Raw genomic sequence first — 15,054 nt, forward strand, 5'->3', positions numbered from 1 at the left:
AATCAGTCGGCGGAGGCGTCGTCGCAGGTACCGGCCTGCGGGCAGAACCAGGTCACGGCGGTGGCGAGCAGTTCCAGCTCGTCGGCGTGACCGTCCGCGTCGGGGCCGTAGGCGGCGATGGCGTAGATCGCGCCGTCGGACGCGACGAACCGTTCGTCGTAGACATGCCAGGTACCGATGTCGGGCTCGCCCTTGAGGGAGTCGGCCGTGTATTCCAGCCGGGTCCCCGTGAAGCTGCCGTCGTCGAGGGTCTGCAGGCCCAGCTTGCGGAACCCGGCCGGCTTGGGCGTCTGGTCGGAGAGGTACAGCTCGAACGACGCGGCGGGGGTGGGCTCGGCGACCTGGTACACCTGCAGCCGGTGTTCGCCGTCCCCGCTGCGGTAGTTGACCACGTCGATGCCGTACGTCGACGCCACCGTGGAGCGGGTCCAGCCGTCCGGGTAGGCGATCCGGAAGCCCTCGGGGTCGTCGAACGAGCGGTAGCCGGGCGGGAGTTGGGGGGTGGAGGCGGACGGCGAGGGAGACGGCGACGGGGACACGTCCGTGGACTGCGAGGCGCCCGGTGTCGACGAGGAAGCGGCGACCGTGTGACCGCCCCCGCCCTTCGCGTCGTCATCACCCCGGTCGACCACGAAGGTCAGCACCAGGCTTACGGCGACCCCGACCGCGGCGGCCCCCACAACCACGGACCAGACGAGCCGCCGACTGTACGCGGGACGGGCCTGCGACGGGGCTGGTGGCAACCCCGACGAAAGGGTGGTCGGGGGCAGGGAGGACGGAGGCAGGTTGGACGGAGGCAGGGGCGAAGGCGGACCCGAAGGCTGAACCGAGTGCCAGTCCGGAGGCGGAGCGACCGGAGGCAGGACGGAGTGCCAGTCGGGAGGCGGAGCGACCGAAGCGGTCGGCGCCTCCGGGTCCACATCCCCCGAACCCGCCCCGGAACCCGACCCCGAGCCCGAATCTGCACCCGACCCCGACCCCGAGCCCGAGCCCGGACCCCAACCCGGGTCCGACCCTGAACCGGAACCCGGACCCGAACCCCAACCCGGAACCGACCCCGACCCTGAACCCCAGCCCTGCCCTGAACTCGGACCCCAACCCGGCCCCGACCCCGAACCGGACCCCGGACGCGAACCTGACTCCGACTCCGACTCCGCCCCCGAACCCGAACCGGACCCCGGACCCGACCCCGACCCCGAGCCGGAACCCGAACCCCAACCCGGCTCCGAACCTGAGCCCCAGCCCTGCCCTGAACTCGGACCCCAACCCGGCTCTGCACCCGAACGCGAACCCGGCTCCCAACCGGACCCCGGACCCGACTCCGTCCCCGATGCGGAATCGGAGCCCGGATCCGACTCAGACCCGGAACCCGGACCCCAGCCCGACCCCGGCCTGGAACCCGGACCCCAGCCCGACTCCGACCCCGGACCCGGCCCCGACTCCGTCTCCGCCCCGGAATCCGGCGACTCCGACCCCGACCCCGACCCCGATTCCGACTCCGCCCCGGCCCCCCGCCCCGCCCCCGACCCGTCACCGTCCTCCCAGCGCTGGGTCTCCTCGTTCCAGTACCGCGGCCCCGAGCCCGACCCCGAACCGGACCCCGAGCCCGACCACCAGTCCGACCCTGACCCCGAGCCCGATCCCGAGCCAGACCCCCAACCCGCTCCCCCACTCATCGCATCCCTCTCCCCGCCCGGCTCACAGTCCCACCAGCCCTGCCACGGCCCCCGCCGACGCGAGGACGCTCAGCAGGGCCTGGGAGTCGGACAGCAGTTCGCGCAGACGCTCTCGACGTGTCGGGGCCGCCTGCCCCGTGCGGGTGATCTCGTCCTCCGTGTCGGCGAGCGCGGCGTCCAGTACCGCCGTCTGGTCCGTGCCTCGCACCCGGGTGAGATCGGCACGCAACTCCCGTACGGCCTTGAGGAGTTCCTCGGACGCCTGGTCGCGCCCCGGGGCCACGCCGTGGTGGCTGACGGCCTGCGCGTGGCTGCCCACGGCGAAGGTGCTGTGGGAGACGTCCCCGAAGCTGACGTTCGGCTCATCCGTTGCCATTGGTCGAAGGCCCCCTCGTGGAGTTCGTGGAGTTCGTCGAGTTCGTCGAGTTCGTGGAGTTGGTCGCATTCGTCGTGCGCGTGGAGGACGCCGACCCGTGGTCGCCGACCACGAACGTGCTCCCCTCCACCCTGTCCGCGTGCACCGTGTTGTTGCTGACGTTGGTGATCTTCTGGACGAACTCGCCTGTCAGGTACCCCGATTCGGCGAGCGCGTTCGTCACCCCGTGGGCGACCCGGTCCTGAACATTGCGCAGATACCGCCGCACGTCCATCTCCTGGAACGTGGACCCGGCCGGCGCCGACCCCAACTCCCGTACGGACAGGGCCGGTCCGTCGGGCAGCGCGCCCGCGTAGCCCCCGGTCAGCAGCCGCCAGGCGTACAGCACGCCCCGGCCGAGCACGACGAGGGAGCCGACAGCGGAGCGGGGCACCCGGGCGACGGCCCAAGCCGCCTTGCCGAAGGCGTTGTTGTGGCGGAAGCGGTGGGCCGTACGGTCCGCGTTCTTGAAGTCCTCGCGGATCGGCAGCAGGACGTGCGGGGCGATCTCCAGCGTGAGCATGCGACCCTGCGTGTGGACGCGCACGAACACCGTGACGACCAGCTCCTCCTCCCAGCCGCCGACGCGGATACGCAGGAAGTGCCGCCGCTTCTCGGCCCCCTCCTCGACCGCGCGCGCCCGGTGCTCCTCGAAGGCCTGCGGGTAGTACGGCGCCTCGTCGCGCCGCAGCAGCCCCTCCGCGGGCAGGAACACGCACTCGTCGATCTCCAGCCAGCGCAGCCGGTCACGGCCGAGGTGGACGGCGTGGTCGGCGGGCAGCCGGAGCTGGGCGAGCAGGGGGCGGATCGTCTCCAGGACCGTGCGGTTGCTGATCGGCCGTTGTTGCTTCTCCGGGTCGGGCCGGAGTTCGGCGGCGAGCACCCAGGTCTCGTACGACTCGCCGGCCCCGCAGAACGGGCGGGACTCGTGGTACATGACCAGCGGCGCGTGCTGCTCGATCCGGACCCGGTTCCTGAGCCGCTGGAAGCGCTGGCCCTCGCCCTGCTCGGCGGGGTCGTTCGCGGCGTCCGGGAAGCGCTGCGGAGACAGTTCGGCGGCCAACACCCGGGCGAACTGGCCGCGTTGGGCCGCCAGGCAGTACGCGATCAGCGCGAACAGGGCGAGCGTGAGCCAGGCCTGCCAGGGCTTGATCAGGCTGTCGAAGTCGTCGGTGCTGGGGACCAGGAGATCGGTGGCGCTGGTGGAGCCCGAGGAGCCGTACGAGTCGTAGGACCCGTACGACCCGTAGGACCCGGAGGTGGAGCCGTAGGACGACGAGGAGTCGTCCGAGCCGCCGCCGAAGGCGATCACCACCGTGAAGAACAGCAGGAACGCGAACATGAACCGGCCCCACCAGCGGAGCAGGAACGCGGCGATCAGCCGGTACAGCGGCGGATGCGCGGCGCGGCCCCTGATCCAGCCGCCGACCGCGAGGTAGAGGCTGGGGAACAGGAACAGGGCCAGCAGTCCGGCGCTGAGCAGCGAGCCCACCACCCACAGGCCGAGGATCGCCCCGGCCCACTGCAGCTCCTGGCGGCGGGCCCGCACCGCGTGCGCGAGGACGCGGGCCGCGTCGAATCCGAGTGAAGGGGCCACGATGCGCTGCTCGTTGAGATGCAGCTCGTCGATGACGCGGTCGCGGTAGCCGGGGTCCAGATAGGTGCCCGCGCACAGCAGCCGGCTGGCCTCGCTGGCGTGCGGCGGGACGGGGGGCGGCGGCTGCGGCTGTGGTTGTTGCGGCACGAAAGCGGTACTCACGCGACTCCCCCGATGCGCGGAAACGACCTGCTGAACACCCACGCCCCAGCAGTTACTGACAGAGAGTCAGCATAGACCCGCGCTGCGCGACGGTGGACGCCAATTAATCCTTTGACTAAAGTCAAAGAAATATGAGGCCCGTCACAGAACCGGTGTCGGCGGAGGACGTCGCGTCCTTCCGCCGCTTCAACCGCTACTTCACCCGCCGCATCGGCGCCCTCGACGACCACTACCTCGGTCAGGACCGCCCGCTCGGCGAGGCCCGGCTGCTGTTCGAGATCGGCGCCGGGATCTCGCTGCGTGAGCTGCGCGGCCGACTCGCCCTGGACGCCGGGTACTTGAGCCGGATGGCGAAGTCCCTGGAGGCGCAGGGCCTGGTCCGGCTGACCGTGCCCCCGCACGACACCCGGCTGCGCCTGGTCGAGCTGACCGAAGCGGGCCGCGTGGAGGTCGAGGAGCAGCAGCGCCGCGCCGACGCGCTCGCGGCCGGTCTCCTCACCACCCTCTCGCCGCCCCAACGCGCCGAACTGTCAAGCGCGTTGGCGACCACGCAACGCCTCCTCCGGCTGGCCGGCATCACGGTCGCCCTGGTCGACGGCGCCGCCGAGGACGCCCGCGCCTGCCTCGACGCCTACGCCGCCGACATCGACGCCCGCTTCCCGGAGGGCTTCGACAAGACCGACCTCGTACGGCCGGAGGAGGTGACGGGGGACGCGGGCGCGTTCTTCGTCGCGTACGAGGAGGGGCGCCCGGTGGCCTGCGGGGCGCTGCGCACCCTGGAGCCGGGCACCGGCGAGATCCGGCACGTCTGGGTGCACCCCGACGCCCGCCGCCTCGGCCTCGCCCGCCGCATCCTCGCGGAACTCGAACAGGCCGCCGTGGAGCACGGGTTCACCGTCGTACGGCTGGACACGCACGCGGCGCTCACGGAGGCGCAGGCGATGTACCGGGCGTGCGGGTACGCGGAGATCCCGGCCTACGTCGACCACGTCTACGCGGACCACTGGTTCGAGAAGCGGCTAACCGGGGCGCGCTGACCACTCCGCCGCCAGCAGCTCCCGCACGCAGGTGCGCAGCCAGGCGTGGGCCGGGTCGGCGTCGTGGCGCGGGTGCCAGGCCAACCCGACCTCCAGGACGGGGAGTCGGAGCGGCACGTCGAAGGTGACGAGGCCCAGGGAGTGGGCGATGGACACGCTCCAGAGGCTGATCAGGCCGACCAGGTCCGTGTCGCGCAGCACGAAGAGCGAGGCCGGGAAGGTGCCGACGGTCCCCACCACCCGGCGTTTCAGGCCCAGTTCGGCCAGGCTGGTGTCGATGGGGCCGTGCAGTTTGCCGCGCCGCGAGACGATCAGGTGGTCGGCGTCCCCGGCGAACCGCTCGGGCGTCAACTCCCCCTCCAGCAAAGGGTGTCCGGCCCGCACCACGCCGACCATCCGGTCCTCGTGCAGCATCTCGACATGCACCTCGGGCGCCGTCGAGTCGACCACCCCGACCTCCAGGTCGGCGGTGCCCTGCCGCAGATACGGCGTGTCCACATGGCTCTCGGCGAGGAACCGGACGCGGATGCCGGGCGCCTCGGCGGCGGCGCGGGCGAGCAGCCGGGCGCCGTAGAGGGCGGGGAAGGAGTCGTGGCCGATGATCGTGAGGGTGCGGCTGACGGTCCTGAGGTCGGTGTCCCGGCCCGGCGCGAACAGGGCCCGCGCCCGCTCCACCACCGCGCTCACCTCGGCGCGCACGGCCAGCGCGCGGGGGGTGGGCACCATCTTCCGCCCGGCGCGCACCAGCACGGGGTCGCCGAGCGCCTTGCGGATGCGGCCCAGCGTGCGGCTCATCGCGGGTTCGGAGAGATGCAGCCGGTGCGCGGCGCCCTGCACGCTCTGTTCCTCCAGCAGCACGTCGAGGGCGACCAGCAGATTGAGGTCCAGCCCTCCGGCACTTCCGGATTGCGTCACACGCATTCGCCCCCTGCAAAGGTTGCACTGGAAAGCAGGTCACCCCCGAGCCTACGGTGACAGGGCACCCACCACCACACCGGACTCCCTGGAGGAGCCGTGCCCTCACCTGCCCAGACACCGATCCCCGAGCCCGCTCCCGACCGCATCCTCAAGCGCTCCACCCTCCTCACCCTCTGCGCCTGCGTCCTCGTCGCGCAGAGCATGGTCGCCGCCATCAACCTCCTGATCCCGCAGCTGAGTTCGTCCTCCCTGCATCCCTCGCACACCGAGCTGCTGTGGATGGTCGACGCGTACGTCATCGTCTTCGCGGGGCTCCTCATCCCGGCCGGCGCGCTCGGCGACCGGCACGGCCGCAAGGGCGCGCTGCTCGCGGGGCTCGCCCTGTTCGCGGCGGGCGCCGCCACCAGCGCGCTCGCGCAGAACCCGGCGACGCTGATCGCGGGCCGCGGCCTGTCCGGCGCGGGCGCGGCCCTGATCACGCCCGCGACGATGTCGATCCTGGTCCACCTCTCCGCGCCGGAACACCGTTCCCGCGCGCTGGCGTCCTGGACCCTCGCGCTCGGCCTCGGCGGACTCGCCGGGAACCTCGGTGGCGGCCTGGTGGGGCAATTCCTGTCCTGGCGTGCCCTGTTCGGGGCAATGGTCCCGCTGGCCGCCCTGCTGGCCCTCGCGGTCACCCTCACCACACCCCGTACGGCCCGCTCGGCGCGCAGCAACCTCGACCCCGCCGGTACCGTCCTGCTGACCACCGGCCTGGTCGCGCTGCTCTTCGGCATCATCGAGGGCCCGGCCTACGGCTGGACCTCCCCGCGCATCGTCACGGCCTTCGCGGCGGCCGCCGTCCTCGTCGCGGCGTTCACCCGGCACGCCCTCCGCTCCCCCGCACCGCTCCTGGACCCGCGCGTCTTCGCCTCCCCCACCCTGCGCGCGGCCACCCTCGGCACGGCCACCGGCTTCTTCGGCCTGTTCTCCCTCTTCTACGTCAACTCCCAGTACCTGCAAGGCATCAAGGGCTACGGCGCCGCCGTCACCGGTCTCGCGATCGTGCCGCTGACGATCGGCATGGCGCTGGTCCCGAAGCTCGCCGTCCGCTGGTCGCACCGCCCCCGCGCGGTCATCGGCACCGGGCTCGCCCTGATCGGCCTGGGCCTGCTGGGCGCGTCCACCGCCGACGCGGGCACCCCGTACTGGACGTACGCCTGCTGGCTGCTCGTGATCTCGGCGGGGACCGGGCTCTCCATGCCCGCGCTCACGGTCGGGGTCGTCAGCTCGCTGCCGCCGCACCAGACGGGCCTCGGCTCGGGTCTCGGCACCTCGGCGCGTGAACTCGGCGCGGCGCTGGGCGTGGCGGTGACCGGCACGATCCTGGCCGCCCATCCGGATCTCGGCCACGGCATGGGCCCTGCGCTGCGCACGGTCGCCGTGATCGTCCTGGCCGCCACGGCGGTCGTGGTCGTCGGCCACCGCACCCGCCCGCCGGTCACACGTACTATCGCGTCCGAGGAGGAACGCGTACTATCGCGTCCAGCCGGCCAGTCCTGATCGTCAACTCCCCCTACGCACCGCCCAGTTGAGGAGCCACCCGTGCCCACCGCCCTCCTGAACCCCGTCCTCGACCTGGTCACCCTCCGCGCCACCGTCACCGCGGCCGAGCAGATCACCGCCCGCATGCGCCGACTGCGCATCGAGGGCGACGCCCTGACCGGCCTCGACGTCCGCCCCGGCCAGCAGGTCCGCGTCCTGGTCACCGGTCTGACCCTGCGGACGTACTCGGTGTGGCGCCACGACCCGTCCGGCGCCGTCGAGTTGTGCGTGCTGGACCACTCGGAGGGGGGACCCGGGGCGCGCTGGGGGAAGAGCGTCGGCGTCGGCGAGCAGGTGCGGCTGCGGAAGCCCGAGGGCACCTTCACGCTCCGCCCGGACGCCACCCACCATGTCTTCGTCGGCGAGGAGACGGCGTCCGTCGCGTTCGCCGCGATGCTGGACGCGCTGCCCGAGGGGGCGCGGGTCTCCGGCTGCGTGGAGACGGAGACGGCGGAGGACCGGCTGCCGATGGCGCACTCCGAGCGCCTCGACTGGCTGACGAGGGGCGGCACTTCACTCCCGGACGCCGTACAGCACCTCGCGCCGGAGCCGGGCGGGATCGCGTACGTCGCCGGGGAGGCCCGTACCGTCCAGCAGGTCCGGCAGGTGCTGGTACGGGAGTTGGGCTGGGACCGGCGGTCCGTGCTGACGAAGCCGTTCTGGGCGCCGGGAAAGCGGGGCATGGAATAGCAAGGGGCCCCGCGCCGGTCGAAACCGGGGCGAGGCCCACGAGAACCCGTGGCTGGGCCCTCAACCACCAACAGGAGTGGCTCAGATGAGGCCGAGGGAGCGGACCGCCTCGCGCTCCTCCTCCAGCTCCTTCACCGACGCGTCGATGCGGGCGCGGGAGAACTCGTTGATGTCCAGGCCCTGGACGATCTCGTAGACGCCGTCCTTCGTGGTGACCGGGAAGGACGAGATGAGGCCCTCGGGGACGCCGTAGGAGCCGTCCGACGGGATGCCCATCGAGGTCCAGTCGCCGTCCGCCGTGCCGTTGACCCACGTGTGGACGTGGTCGATGGCGGCGTTCGCGGCGGAGGCCGCCGAGGACGCGCCGCGGGCCTCGATGATCGCGGCGCCGCGCTTGGCGACGGTCGGGATGAAGTCGTCGGCGAGCCACTGCTCGTCGTTCACGGTCTCGGCGGCGTTCTTGCCGGCGACCGTGGCGTGGAAGATGTCGGGGTACTGGGTGGCGGAGTGGTTGCCCCAGATGGTCAGCCGCTTGATGTCGGCGACCGTGGTGCCCGTCTTCTTCGCGAGCTGGGTCAGCGCGCGGTTGTGGTCGAGGCGGGTCATCGCGGTGAAGCGGTCGGCCGGTACGTCCGGGGCCGCGGCCTGCGCGATGAGCGCGTTGGTGTTGGCCGGGTTGCCGACGACGAGGACCTTGATGTCGTCCGCGGCGTTGTCGTTGATGGCCTTGCCCTGCGGCTTGAAGATGCCGCCGTTCGCGGAGAGCAGGTCGCCGCGCTCCATGCCCTTGGTGCGGGGGCGGGCGCCGACGAGGAGGGCGACGTTGGCGCCGGCGAAGGCGACGTTCGGGTCGTCCGTGATGTCGATGCCCTGGAGGAGCGGGAAGGCGCAGTCGTCGAGCTCCATCGCGGTGCCCTCGGCGGCCTTGAGCGCCGGGGTGATCTCGAGGAGACGCAGCTTGACCGGCACGTCCGCGCCGAGCAGCTGGCCGGAGGCGATGCGGAAGAGCAGGGCGTAACCGATCTGGCCGGCCGCGCCGGTGACGGTGACGTTCACGGGAGTGCGGGTCATGGCGTTCTCCGTTATGACAGCTGGCGGTGGGGCGGCACTGCCCCGGGGTGCGGGACGTACAAATGATCGATCTCTTGGCGTCAAGAGATCCACCGGTCAGGCTATCGCGCATCCGCGATCCCGGACTCCCGGGTCCGTGTGGCCCACCCCACAGAGCCGGGTCCGGCGCATGGGAAACGCGGACCGGGGCACACAAAAGGCGGCCGTCCGGCTCGGGAGAGGAAACACCGGACGACCGCCGTGGGGGGAACCCGGGGTCCGGAATCCCGTGGGGGTACTGTCCGCCTGCCCGAAACCGGGACGGCCATTCCGTACGTACACCGAATCCCCACACTTACGGCCTAGGCGGTGCACCCCTTCTGCCCCGACGCCAGCGTCACGCACGCCTTCGCCTCACCGGCGTCCTTCACGGCCACCATCGGGGTGTACGCGATGGCGTCGTCGGCCGCCGTGATGGTGTCGGTCTCCTTGACGGTGCCCGCGCTGACCTGCACGGAGTCCCCCGCGACCCCCGTGGTGACACGGCCCCAGGCGGCGCCGCAGGTCTTGCTGTAGCGGACCTCGACGACGGTGGTGCCGACGGTCGCGGTCCGCGCGGTCGTCACCGCGCCCGCCTCCGTGGTGCAGCCCATCGCCTCGGCGTCCTTGCCGGTGCAGCCGTCACCCACGCACTTCACCCCGGCCGGCAGCTCGGGACTCGGGCCGGTGGACGCCGGGGCCGAGGTGTGCGCGGCCCCGGCCTTCTTGTCGTCGCCGCCGTTGCCGCCGGTGAACAGGAACACGGCCCCGATCACGACGAGCGCCCCCAGGACCCCGGCGCCGAACATCAGTGCCCGCCGCTTGGCCCCGCCCATGCCCTCGGGCGGCGCGGGCCGCACGGGCTCGCTGTCGGGCACCGCCGTCTCGGGCTCGGGCCTCGCCACGGGCGCCGGGCCACCGGGCCGTGTCGGCCCCGGATACCCGGCGATCCCCCACGAGTTGGCGACCTTCGCGGGCCCCTCCGGCACACCCTTCGAAGGAGCTTCCCGTACGTCGCTGTCGGGCGCCACCGGCCGCGGCGGCACCGTGGGTGACACCCCCGCCGGACCCGCGATCCCCGGGGTCGCGGTGACGCTGCCGCCCCCCTTGCGGAACACCCTGCCGCCCTTCGCGGGCGCCGCCGGGGCCGCACCGGCCTCGCCCAGCGCCGCCCGCGCCTGGGAGATCCGGAGTGCCTCCATGGTCGAGTCGTGCCGCAGCTCGGAGCGGCTCCAGGCACGCTCGGCCAGCTCCCACATCGTGGTCAGATGGACGGGGCTGGTGCCGGTGACCTCGGCGAGGGCGATGACCGCACCCTTGGGCGCGAGCAGCCGACCGTTGAGATAGCGGTCCCAGGACGTCTTGCCGTAGCCCGTGCGGTCGGCCAGCGCCGCGATGCTCAGGCCGCTGCGGTCCACGAGTCTGCGCAACTGGCCCGCGAACTCCCTGACCTGCGGATCGAGTTCACCCGGCAAGGCCCTCCAACGAGGCATTGCTTCCCCCTCTGCCCTGAATTGCCCACGCCAACGCGGTTGTGTGTCGGCTTCGCTGCATATCCTCAAACTTGTCAATACATCGACACAAGGGCCGCGACCCCCACGACAGCAGTGAGGAGCAGGAGAAGCAACAGCACCAGCGTGTACCGGAGCAGCCGTCCGCCGGGCCGTTGCTCCGGCTCCTCGGGAGGGGTGTCCCACCAGGGAAGGGTCGGGTCGTCCCGGTACTCGTCCCCGCCGTCCGCCCGTTCGGGGACCGGCACCGGCCGGGGCCAGGCCTGGACCGCCAACTCCCAGCGCACTCCGATGCGTTCGGGGTCGACCCCGGCCACCCGGCACAGGGCGAGCACGGCCTGCCGGGGCGGGGGCTGGGTGGCGTTGAGATAGCGGTGCCAGGACGACTTGCTGTACGCGGTGCGCGCGCCGAGCGCGACCAGGCTGAGCCCGGTGCGGTCCTTGAGGAGGCGCAGCTGCTCCACGAAGTGCCGTACCTCCGCCGGCAGTTCGTCCGGCAGCGGCTGCCAGCCGCCCATCGCACCTCCCCGGTGTCCCCCGTGTCCCGTTGCGCCCGCTCCGAGCGAAATGACGACACCGGAAGGGGAACGGTTCCCTCGTCGCCGCGCGGTGCGTGCCACGTAGCGAAACGGTCACCCCCCTGCCACAGCGCGCCGACAGCCGTTGAACAGGGCGGCGACAGGGCGACAGGCTGCATGCAGACGGCGGCGCGTCCTTGCTCGGGGGAGGGGACGAGCCGCCGTCGTGTGTCGTGAACCGCCGTGCGCCGTGCGCTAGTTGCTGTTGACCGTGTAGTGCAGCGTGTCCTTGAGGTACGGGATCGTCAGCCACGGTTTCGGCTGTGCCATCAGCGCCAGCAGGACGATCGCCAGGCCGAGGATGGCGTAGGTGACGATGTCGGTGAAGCGGGAGCGCACGGCGAGCATGCCGACGTCCGGCATGACCCAGCGCAGGACGGCACCGGCCAGCAGGGCGGCGCCGATCAGCAGGATGCCGTAGCGGAAGACGTCGAAGGCCGTGAGCAGGAGGCCGAGGCCGACCGTGCCGAGGACCGCGAGGATCGGCCACTGGCGGGCCGGGGCCGGGGCGTCACGCGGAGCGGCCCGGCCGCCGCCCTCGGGGCGGGCGGTGTCCCGGGTGAAGAGGGGGAAGCGGCGGGTGACGCGGCGCGCCCTGCCCTGGGCGTCGGGCGCGCTGACCGGATCCGTGACCTCGATCTCGTCCGGGCCCTCGGCGACCTCGGTGGCCTCGGTGTCCTTGTCCTGGGTGTCCTGGGTGCCCTCGGTCTTGCCGGGGTTGCTGTCAGGCGACACTGCGCTCCGCCGCCTCGACCACGTTGACGAGCAGCTGGGCGCGGGTCATCGGGCCGACTCCGCCGGGGTTCGGGGAGATGAACCCGGCGACCTCGGCGACGCCCGGGTGGACGTCGCCCACGATCTTGCCGTCGGCGTTGCGGGAGACACCGACGTCGAGGACGGCGGCGCCCGGCTTCACGTCCTCAGGGCGGATCAGGTGGGCGGAACCGGCGGCGGCCACGATGATGTCGGCGCGCTTGAGGTGCGAGGAGAGGTCGCGGGTGCCGGTGTGGCACTGGGTCACGGTGGCGTTCTCGCTGCGCCGGGTGAGGAGGAGGGGCATGGGGCGGCCGATGGTGACACCGCGGCCCACGACCACGACCTCGGCGCCCTTGATCTCCACGCCGTAGCGGCGCAGCAGGGTCAGGACGCCGTTCGGGGTGCAGGGCAGCGGGGCCGGCTCGTTGAGGACGAGGCGGCCGAGGTTCATCGGGTGGAGGCCGTCGGCGTCCTTGTCCGGGTCCATCAGTTCGAGGATGCGGTTCTCGTCGATGCCCTTGGGGAGCGGGAGTTGGACGATGTAGCCGGTGCAGGCCGGGTCCTCGTTCAGCTCCTTCACCACCGCCTCGATCTCGTCCTGCGTGGCGGTGGCGGGCAGTTCACGCTGGATGGACGCGATGCCCACCTGGGCGCAGTCCCGGTGCTTGCCCGCGACGTACTTCTGGCTGCCGGGGTCGTCCCCGACCAGGATCGTGCCGAGGCCGGGCGTGACGCCCTTCTCCTTCAGCGCCGCCACGCGGGCGGTCAGGTCGGACTTGATCGCGGCTGCGGTGGCCTTGCCATCGAGAATCTGGGCGGTCATGGACCCATCCTCGCGGATGACGCCCTCCGGGTTCCAATCCGGGTACACCCCGGGTGTATCGCCATGATCACTGATGTTGCACTTACACAACACCTATGGAATGCCGCTGGACAAAAACTCGCCCCGAATAGAACGATGAACGCCGCAGTACTGCGGTAGGTGTTGGGGGGCAAGCCGCTCATCTCGTGACGTACCTCCGCGCAATCCGCATCGTCCCCGCATTGCCAACGGAGGAAAACCCGCCATGAGCTATGACCCGAACAACCCCTACGGGCAGCCACAGCAGAACCCCCAGCAGGGCTACGGCCAGCCGCAGGGCCAGCCCGGCTACGGCTACCCGCAGGGCGCGCCCCAGGGCGTCCCGCCGCAGCAGGGCTACGGCTACCCGCAGCAGCAGCCGGGTTACCCCGGTTACCCGCAGGCCGGTTACGGCGCGGCCCCGTCGTACGCGAACTGGGGTCAGCGGTTCCTGGGCACGCTGGTCGACGGGCTCATCTTCCTGGTGCCGTACATCCTGATCATCGTCAGCCAGGGCAAGGGCGTGCTGCTCGCGATCGGCGCGATCATCATCATCGGCATCGCCATCTGGCAGCTGATCCAGGAAGGCAAGACCGGCCAGACCGTCGGCAAGAAGGCGCTGGGCATCCGCCTGGTCCGCGAGAGCGACGGCCAGCCCCTCGGCGTCGGCATGGCATTCGTCCGCCGCCTCGCCCACTTCCTCGACTCCATAGCGTGCTACCTGGGCTGGCTGTGGCCGGCGTGGGACGCGAAGCGCCAGACGTTCGCGGACAAGGTCTGCGGCTCGATCGTGATCCGCACGCAGTAGCAGCTCGCGGGTTCGCCGCGGTGCCCTCCGGGGCCGTGTCACCAGGTGGTGATGCGGCCCCGGGGTTTTTTCGCGTTACCGCTCCGCTACTTCAGGGCGTCGATGAAGGGGGTCCAGGCGGGGGCGGGGATGAGGAGAGCGGGGCCGTGGGGAACTTTGGAGTCCCGGACGGGGACGAGGCCGGGGAGGCCGTCGCGGACCTCGACGCATTCACCGCCGGTGCCGTTGCTGTAGCTGCTCTTGCGCCACATCGCGGTACTTAAGTCAGGCCCTGTGGTTGCCATTTCTGTGTACCTCCGACGTAGAAGGCTATGCAGTACCGGCCCAGTCGACGAAGGACGCCCAGGCAGAAGCGGCAATGAGCAGCGCCGGGCCATCCGAGACCTTGGAGTCCCGCACAGGGACGACACCAGGGAGGTCGTCATGGACCTCGACGCAGTCACCGCCGGTGCCATTGCTATAGCTGCTCTTGCGCCAACGCGCGGAGCTCAAGTCAGTCTTGTGGCTTGCCATTTCGATAGTCCTCTGCCGCAGTCTCGATCATCGACAGGGACGCCTCAGGTGACAGTGCGACGGCCCTGAGCAGATCGTACGACTGCCGGTAGTCCTTCACGAGCGCCGGATAGTCGATCAACTGGCCGCTGTGCAGACTCTCGACGTACACCACCGGAGGTGCGTCCACGAAGGTCATGAACTTGGTCATGCCCATCATGAATGCGTGAGCGGAGGCAGTTTCCGGGACGATCTGCAAAATGGAGCGCGTGCCCCTGGCCACCTGCGCGATGTGTTCCAGCAGCTCAGCCATCTGTTCGTTGGGTAGCACCCGACGACGGATCAGCGACTCGTCGAAGATCGCCCAGAACTTTGGCGGAATCTCCGAATCGAAAAGCTCCGCCCGCTTGATCCGGGCGGACACCAGCTCCTCGACCTCCGCATCGAAGGCTCGGGGCATGGCCGCGCGTACGATCGCCCTCGCATAAGACGCCGTTTGAAGCAGCCCAGGCACCAGCATCGGCGCCCACTCCTCGATCGTCTCCGCGTGTGTCTCCATCTCCGCCACATCCGCGAAGTACTCCGCGTGCCCCGACTGCTTCGCCTTCCGGGCGTCTTCACAGCGTCGCTCGAAAAAGCCGTCCGTACCGAGCCGCTTGTCGACGTGCTGGGCGAGATCCAACGGCATTCGTCGCTCACCCCGTTCGATGAGACTCAGAAACGGGACGCCCCGAAAGCTTCCCTCCGCCAGCTGTTCGAGCGTGAGGCCCGCCGCCTCCCTCTTGAAGCGCAACTCCGCGCCGTAGAAGGAAGGGACATTCGCCGACGCGTCGGTGTCCTTGCGTGGGGGCACAACTCACCACCGCCTTTTGCCAGTTCCCGGGTGCAACCCAAACCACT

Annotated in this window: 16 protein-coding genes; 4 read left to right on the forward strand and 12 right to left on the reverse strand. The window is 71.2% G+C overall.

What is annotated here, in order from left to right; genetic code table 11:
• Positions 1 to 2: 2 nt before the first annotated feature.
• From OHT77_RS18410 to OHT77_RS18420, 3 genes are all read right to left on the reverse strand, one after another.
• Positions 3 to 686, reverse strand: coding sequence for a hypothetical protein (locus OHT77_RS18410; protein WP_328829579.1), 684 nt, complete (start codon positions 684 to 686; stop codon positions 3 to 5).
• Positions 687 to 1,698: 1,012 nt separating this feature from the next.
• Entirely contained in the window at positions 1,699 to 2,052 is a 354-nt protein-coding gene (locus tag OHT77_RS18415) for a hypothetical protein (RefSeq protein WP_328829580.1), read from the reverse strand.
• Positions 2,039 to 3,850, reverse strand: coding sequence for a hypothetical protein (locus OHT77_RS18420; protein WP_328829581.1), 1,812 nt, complete (start codon positions 3,848 to 3,850; stop codon positions 2,039 to 2,041). The genes OHT77_RS18415 and OHT77_RS18420 overlap by 14 nt, the downstream gene beginning before the upstream one ends.
• A 131-nt stretch (positions 3,851 to 3,981) precedes the next feature.
• Here OHT77_RS18420 and OHT77_RS18425 point away from each other — a divergent pair, with 131 nt between their 5' ends.
• The gene (locus OHT77_RS18425; protein WP_328829582.1) at positions 3,982 to 4,887 is read left to right on the forward strand and encodes a bifunctional helix-turn-helix transcriptional regulator/GNAT family N-acetyltransferase; all 906 of its coding nucleotides are present in this window, start codon (positions 3,982 to 3,984) and stop codon (positions 4,885 to 4,887) included.
• Here OHT77_RS18425 and OHT77_RS18430 read toward each other — a convergent pair.
• Complete coding sequence (locus OHT77_RS18430) at positions 4,870 to 5,808, reverse strand: LysR family transcriptional regulator (RefSeq protein ID WP_328829583.1); 939 nt, start codon at positions 5,806 to 5,808, stop codon at positions 4,870 to 4,872. The genes OHT77_RS18425 and OHT77_RS18430 overlap by 18 nt on opposite strands.
• 93 nt (positions 5,809 to 5,901) lie before the next feature.
• Here OHT77_RS18430 and OHT77_RS18435 point away from each other — a divergent pair, with 93 nt between their 5' ends.
• Both OHT77_RS18435 and OHT77_RS18440 read left to right on the forward strand, forming a co-directional pair.
• Positions 5,902 to 7,347, forward strand: coding sequence for an MFS transporter (locus OHT77_RS18435; RefSeq protein ID WP_328829584.1), 1,446 nt, complete (start codon positions 5,902 to 5,904; stop codon positions 7,345 to 7,347).
• 42 nt (positions 7,348 to 7,389) lie between these two features.
• Positions 7,390 to 8,079, forward strand: a complete 690-nt coding sequence (locus OHT77_RS18440) for a siderophore-interacting protein (RefSeq protein WP_328829585.1) — start codon at positions 7,390 to 7,392, stop codon at positions 8,077 to 8,079.
• Positions 8,080 to 8,160: 81 nt separating this feature from the next.
• On the opposite strand, the gene OHT77_RS18445 is transcribed toward OHT77_RS18440, so the two are convergent.
• From OHT77_RS18445 to OHT77_RS18465, 5 genes are all read right to left on the reverse strand, one after another.
• A complete protein-coding gene (locus OHT77_RS18445; protein ID WP_033280123.1) occupies positions 8,161 to 9,150 on the reverse strand; it encodes a malate dehydrogenase in 990 nt (329 codons plus the stop codon).
• Between the two features lie 341 nt (positions 9,151 to 9,491).
• Positions 9,492 to 10,661 (reverse strand): helix-turn-helix domain-containing protein, encoded by a 1,170-nt coding sequence (locus tag OHT77_RS18450; RefSeq protein WP_328829586.1) that lies wholly within the window; start codon positions 10,659 to 10,661, stop codon positions 9,492 to 9,494.
• A 74-nt stretch (positions 10,662 to 10,735) separates the two neighbouring features.
• Positions 10,736 to 11,197: a helix-turn-helix domain-containing protein gene (locus OHT77_RS18455; RefSeq protein ID WP_328829587.1), complete on the reverse strand. Its 462-nt coding sequence runs from the start codon at positions 11,195 to 11,197 to the stop codon at positions 10,736 to 10,738.
• 255 nt (positions 11,198 to 11,452) lie between these two features.
• A complete protein-coding gene (locus OHT77_RS18460) occupies positions 11,453 to 11,896 on the reverse strand; it encodes a DUF3017 domain-containing protein (protein WP_266776678.1) in 444 nt (147 codons plus the stop codon).
• A gap of 85 nt (positions 11,897 to 11,981) precedes the next feature.
• Positions 11,982 to 12,836 carry a bifunctional methylenetetrahydrofolate dehydrogenase/methenyltetrahydrofolate cyclohydrolase gene (locus OHT77_RS18465; RefSeq protein ID WP_328829588.1) on the reverse strand — a complete coding sequence of 285 codons (855 nt, stop codon included), beginning with the start codon at positions 12,834 to 12,836 and terminating at the stop codon, positions 11,982 to 11,984.
• 244 nt (positions 12,837 to 13,080) lie between these two features.
• Here OHT77_RS18465 and OHT77_RS18470 point away from each other — a divergent pair, with 244 nt between their 5' ends.
• A complete protein-coding gene (locus OHT77_RS18470) occupies positions 13,081 to 13,662 on the forward strand; it encodes an RDD family protein (RefSeq protein WP_328829589.1) in 582 nt (193 codons plus the stop codon).
• Positions 13,663 to 13,748: 86 nt separating this feature from the next.
• Here OHT77_RS18470 and OHT77_RS18475 read toward each other — a convergent pair whose 3' ends face one another.
• The 3 genes from OHT77_RS18475 to OHT77_RS18485 are packed head-to-tail and all read right to left on the reverse strand — an operon-like array spanning position 13,749 to position 15,007.
• Entirely contained in the window at positions 13,749 to 13,946 is a 198-nt protein-coding gene (locus tag OHT77_RS18475; protein WP_328829591.1) for a DUF397 domain-containing protein, read from the reverse strand.
• 25 nt (positions 13,947 to 13,971) lie between these two features.
• Positions 13,972 to 14,175, reverse strand: coding sequence for a DUF397 domain-containing protein (locus tag OHT77_RS18480; protein ID WP_328829592.1), 204 nt, complete (start codon positions 14,173 to 14,175; stop codon positions 13,972 to 13,974).
• Complete coding sequence (locus OHT77_RS18485) at positions 14,156 to 15,007, reverse strand: helix-turn-helix domain-containing protein (RefSeq protein ID WP_328829593.1); 852 nt, start codon at positions 15,005 to 15,007, stop codon at positions 14,156 to 14,158. Before OHT77_RS18485 ends, OHT77_RS18480 begins: the two co-directional genes overlap by 20 nt.
• Between the last annotated feature and the right edge of the window lie 47 nt (positions 15,008 to 15,054).

Source organism: Streptomyces sp. NBC_00252, from assembly GCF_036187565.1.
Lineage (GTDB): Bacteria > Actinomycetota > Actinomycetes > Streptomycetales > Streptomycetaceae > Streptomyces.

Bases quoted from the DNA above. Each gene is read 5' to 3' on its own strand.
- OHT77_RS18415 (WP_328829580.1), bottom strand. From the start codon at position 2,052: ATGGCAACGGATGAGCCGAACGTCAGCTTCGGGGACGTCTCCCACAGC.
- OHT77_RS18455 (WP_328829587.1), bottom strand. From the start codon at position 11,197: ATGGGCGGCTGGCAGCCGCTGCCGGACGAACTGCCGGCGGAGGTACGG.
- OHT77_RS18445 (WP_033280123.1), bottom strand. From the start codon at position 9,150: ATGACCCGCACTCCCGTGAACGTCACCGTCACCGGCGCGGCCGGCCAG.
- OHT77_RS18425 (WP_328829582.1), top strand. From the start codon at position 3,982: ATGAGGCCCGTCACAGAACCGGTGTCGGCGGAGGACGTCGCGTCCTTC.
- OHT77_RS18430 (WP_328829583.1), bottom strand. From the start codon at position 5,808: ATGCGTGTGACGCAATCCGGAAGTGCCGGAGGGCTGGACCTCAATCTG.
- OHT77_RS18475 (WP_328829591.1), bottom strand. From the start codon at position 13,946: ATGGCAACCACAGGGCCTGACTTAAGTACCGCGATGTGGCGCAAGAGC.
- OHT77_RS18465 (WP_328829588.1), bottom strand. From the start codon at position 12,836: ATGACCGCCCAGATTCTCGATGGCAAGGCCACCGCAGCCGCGATCAAG.
- OHT77_RS18480 (WP_328829592.1), bottom strand. From the start codon at position 14,175: ATGGCAAGCCACAAGACTGACTTGAGCTCCGCGCGTTGGCGCAAGAGC.
- OHT77_RS18450 (WP_328829586.1), bottom strand. From the start codon at position 10,661: ATGCCTCGTTGGAGGGCCTTGCCGGGTGAACTCGATCCGCAGGTCAGG.
- OHT77_RS18470 (WP_328829589.1), top strand. From the start codon at position 13,081: ATGAGCTATGACCCGAACAACCCCTACGGGCAGCCACAGCAGAACCCC.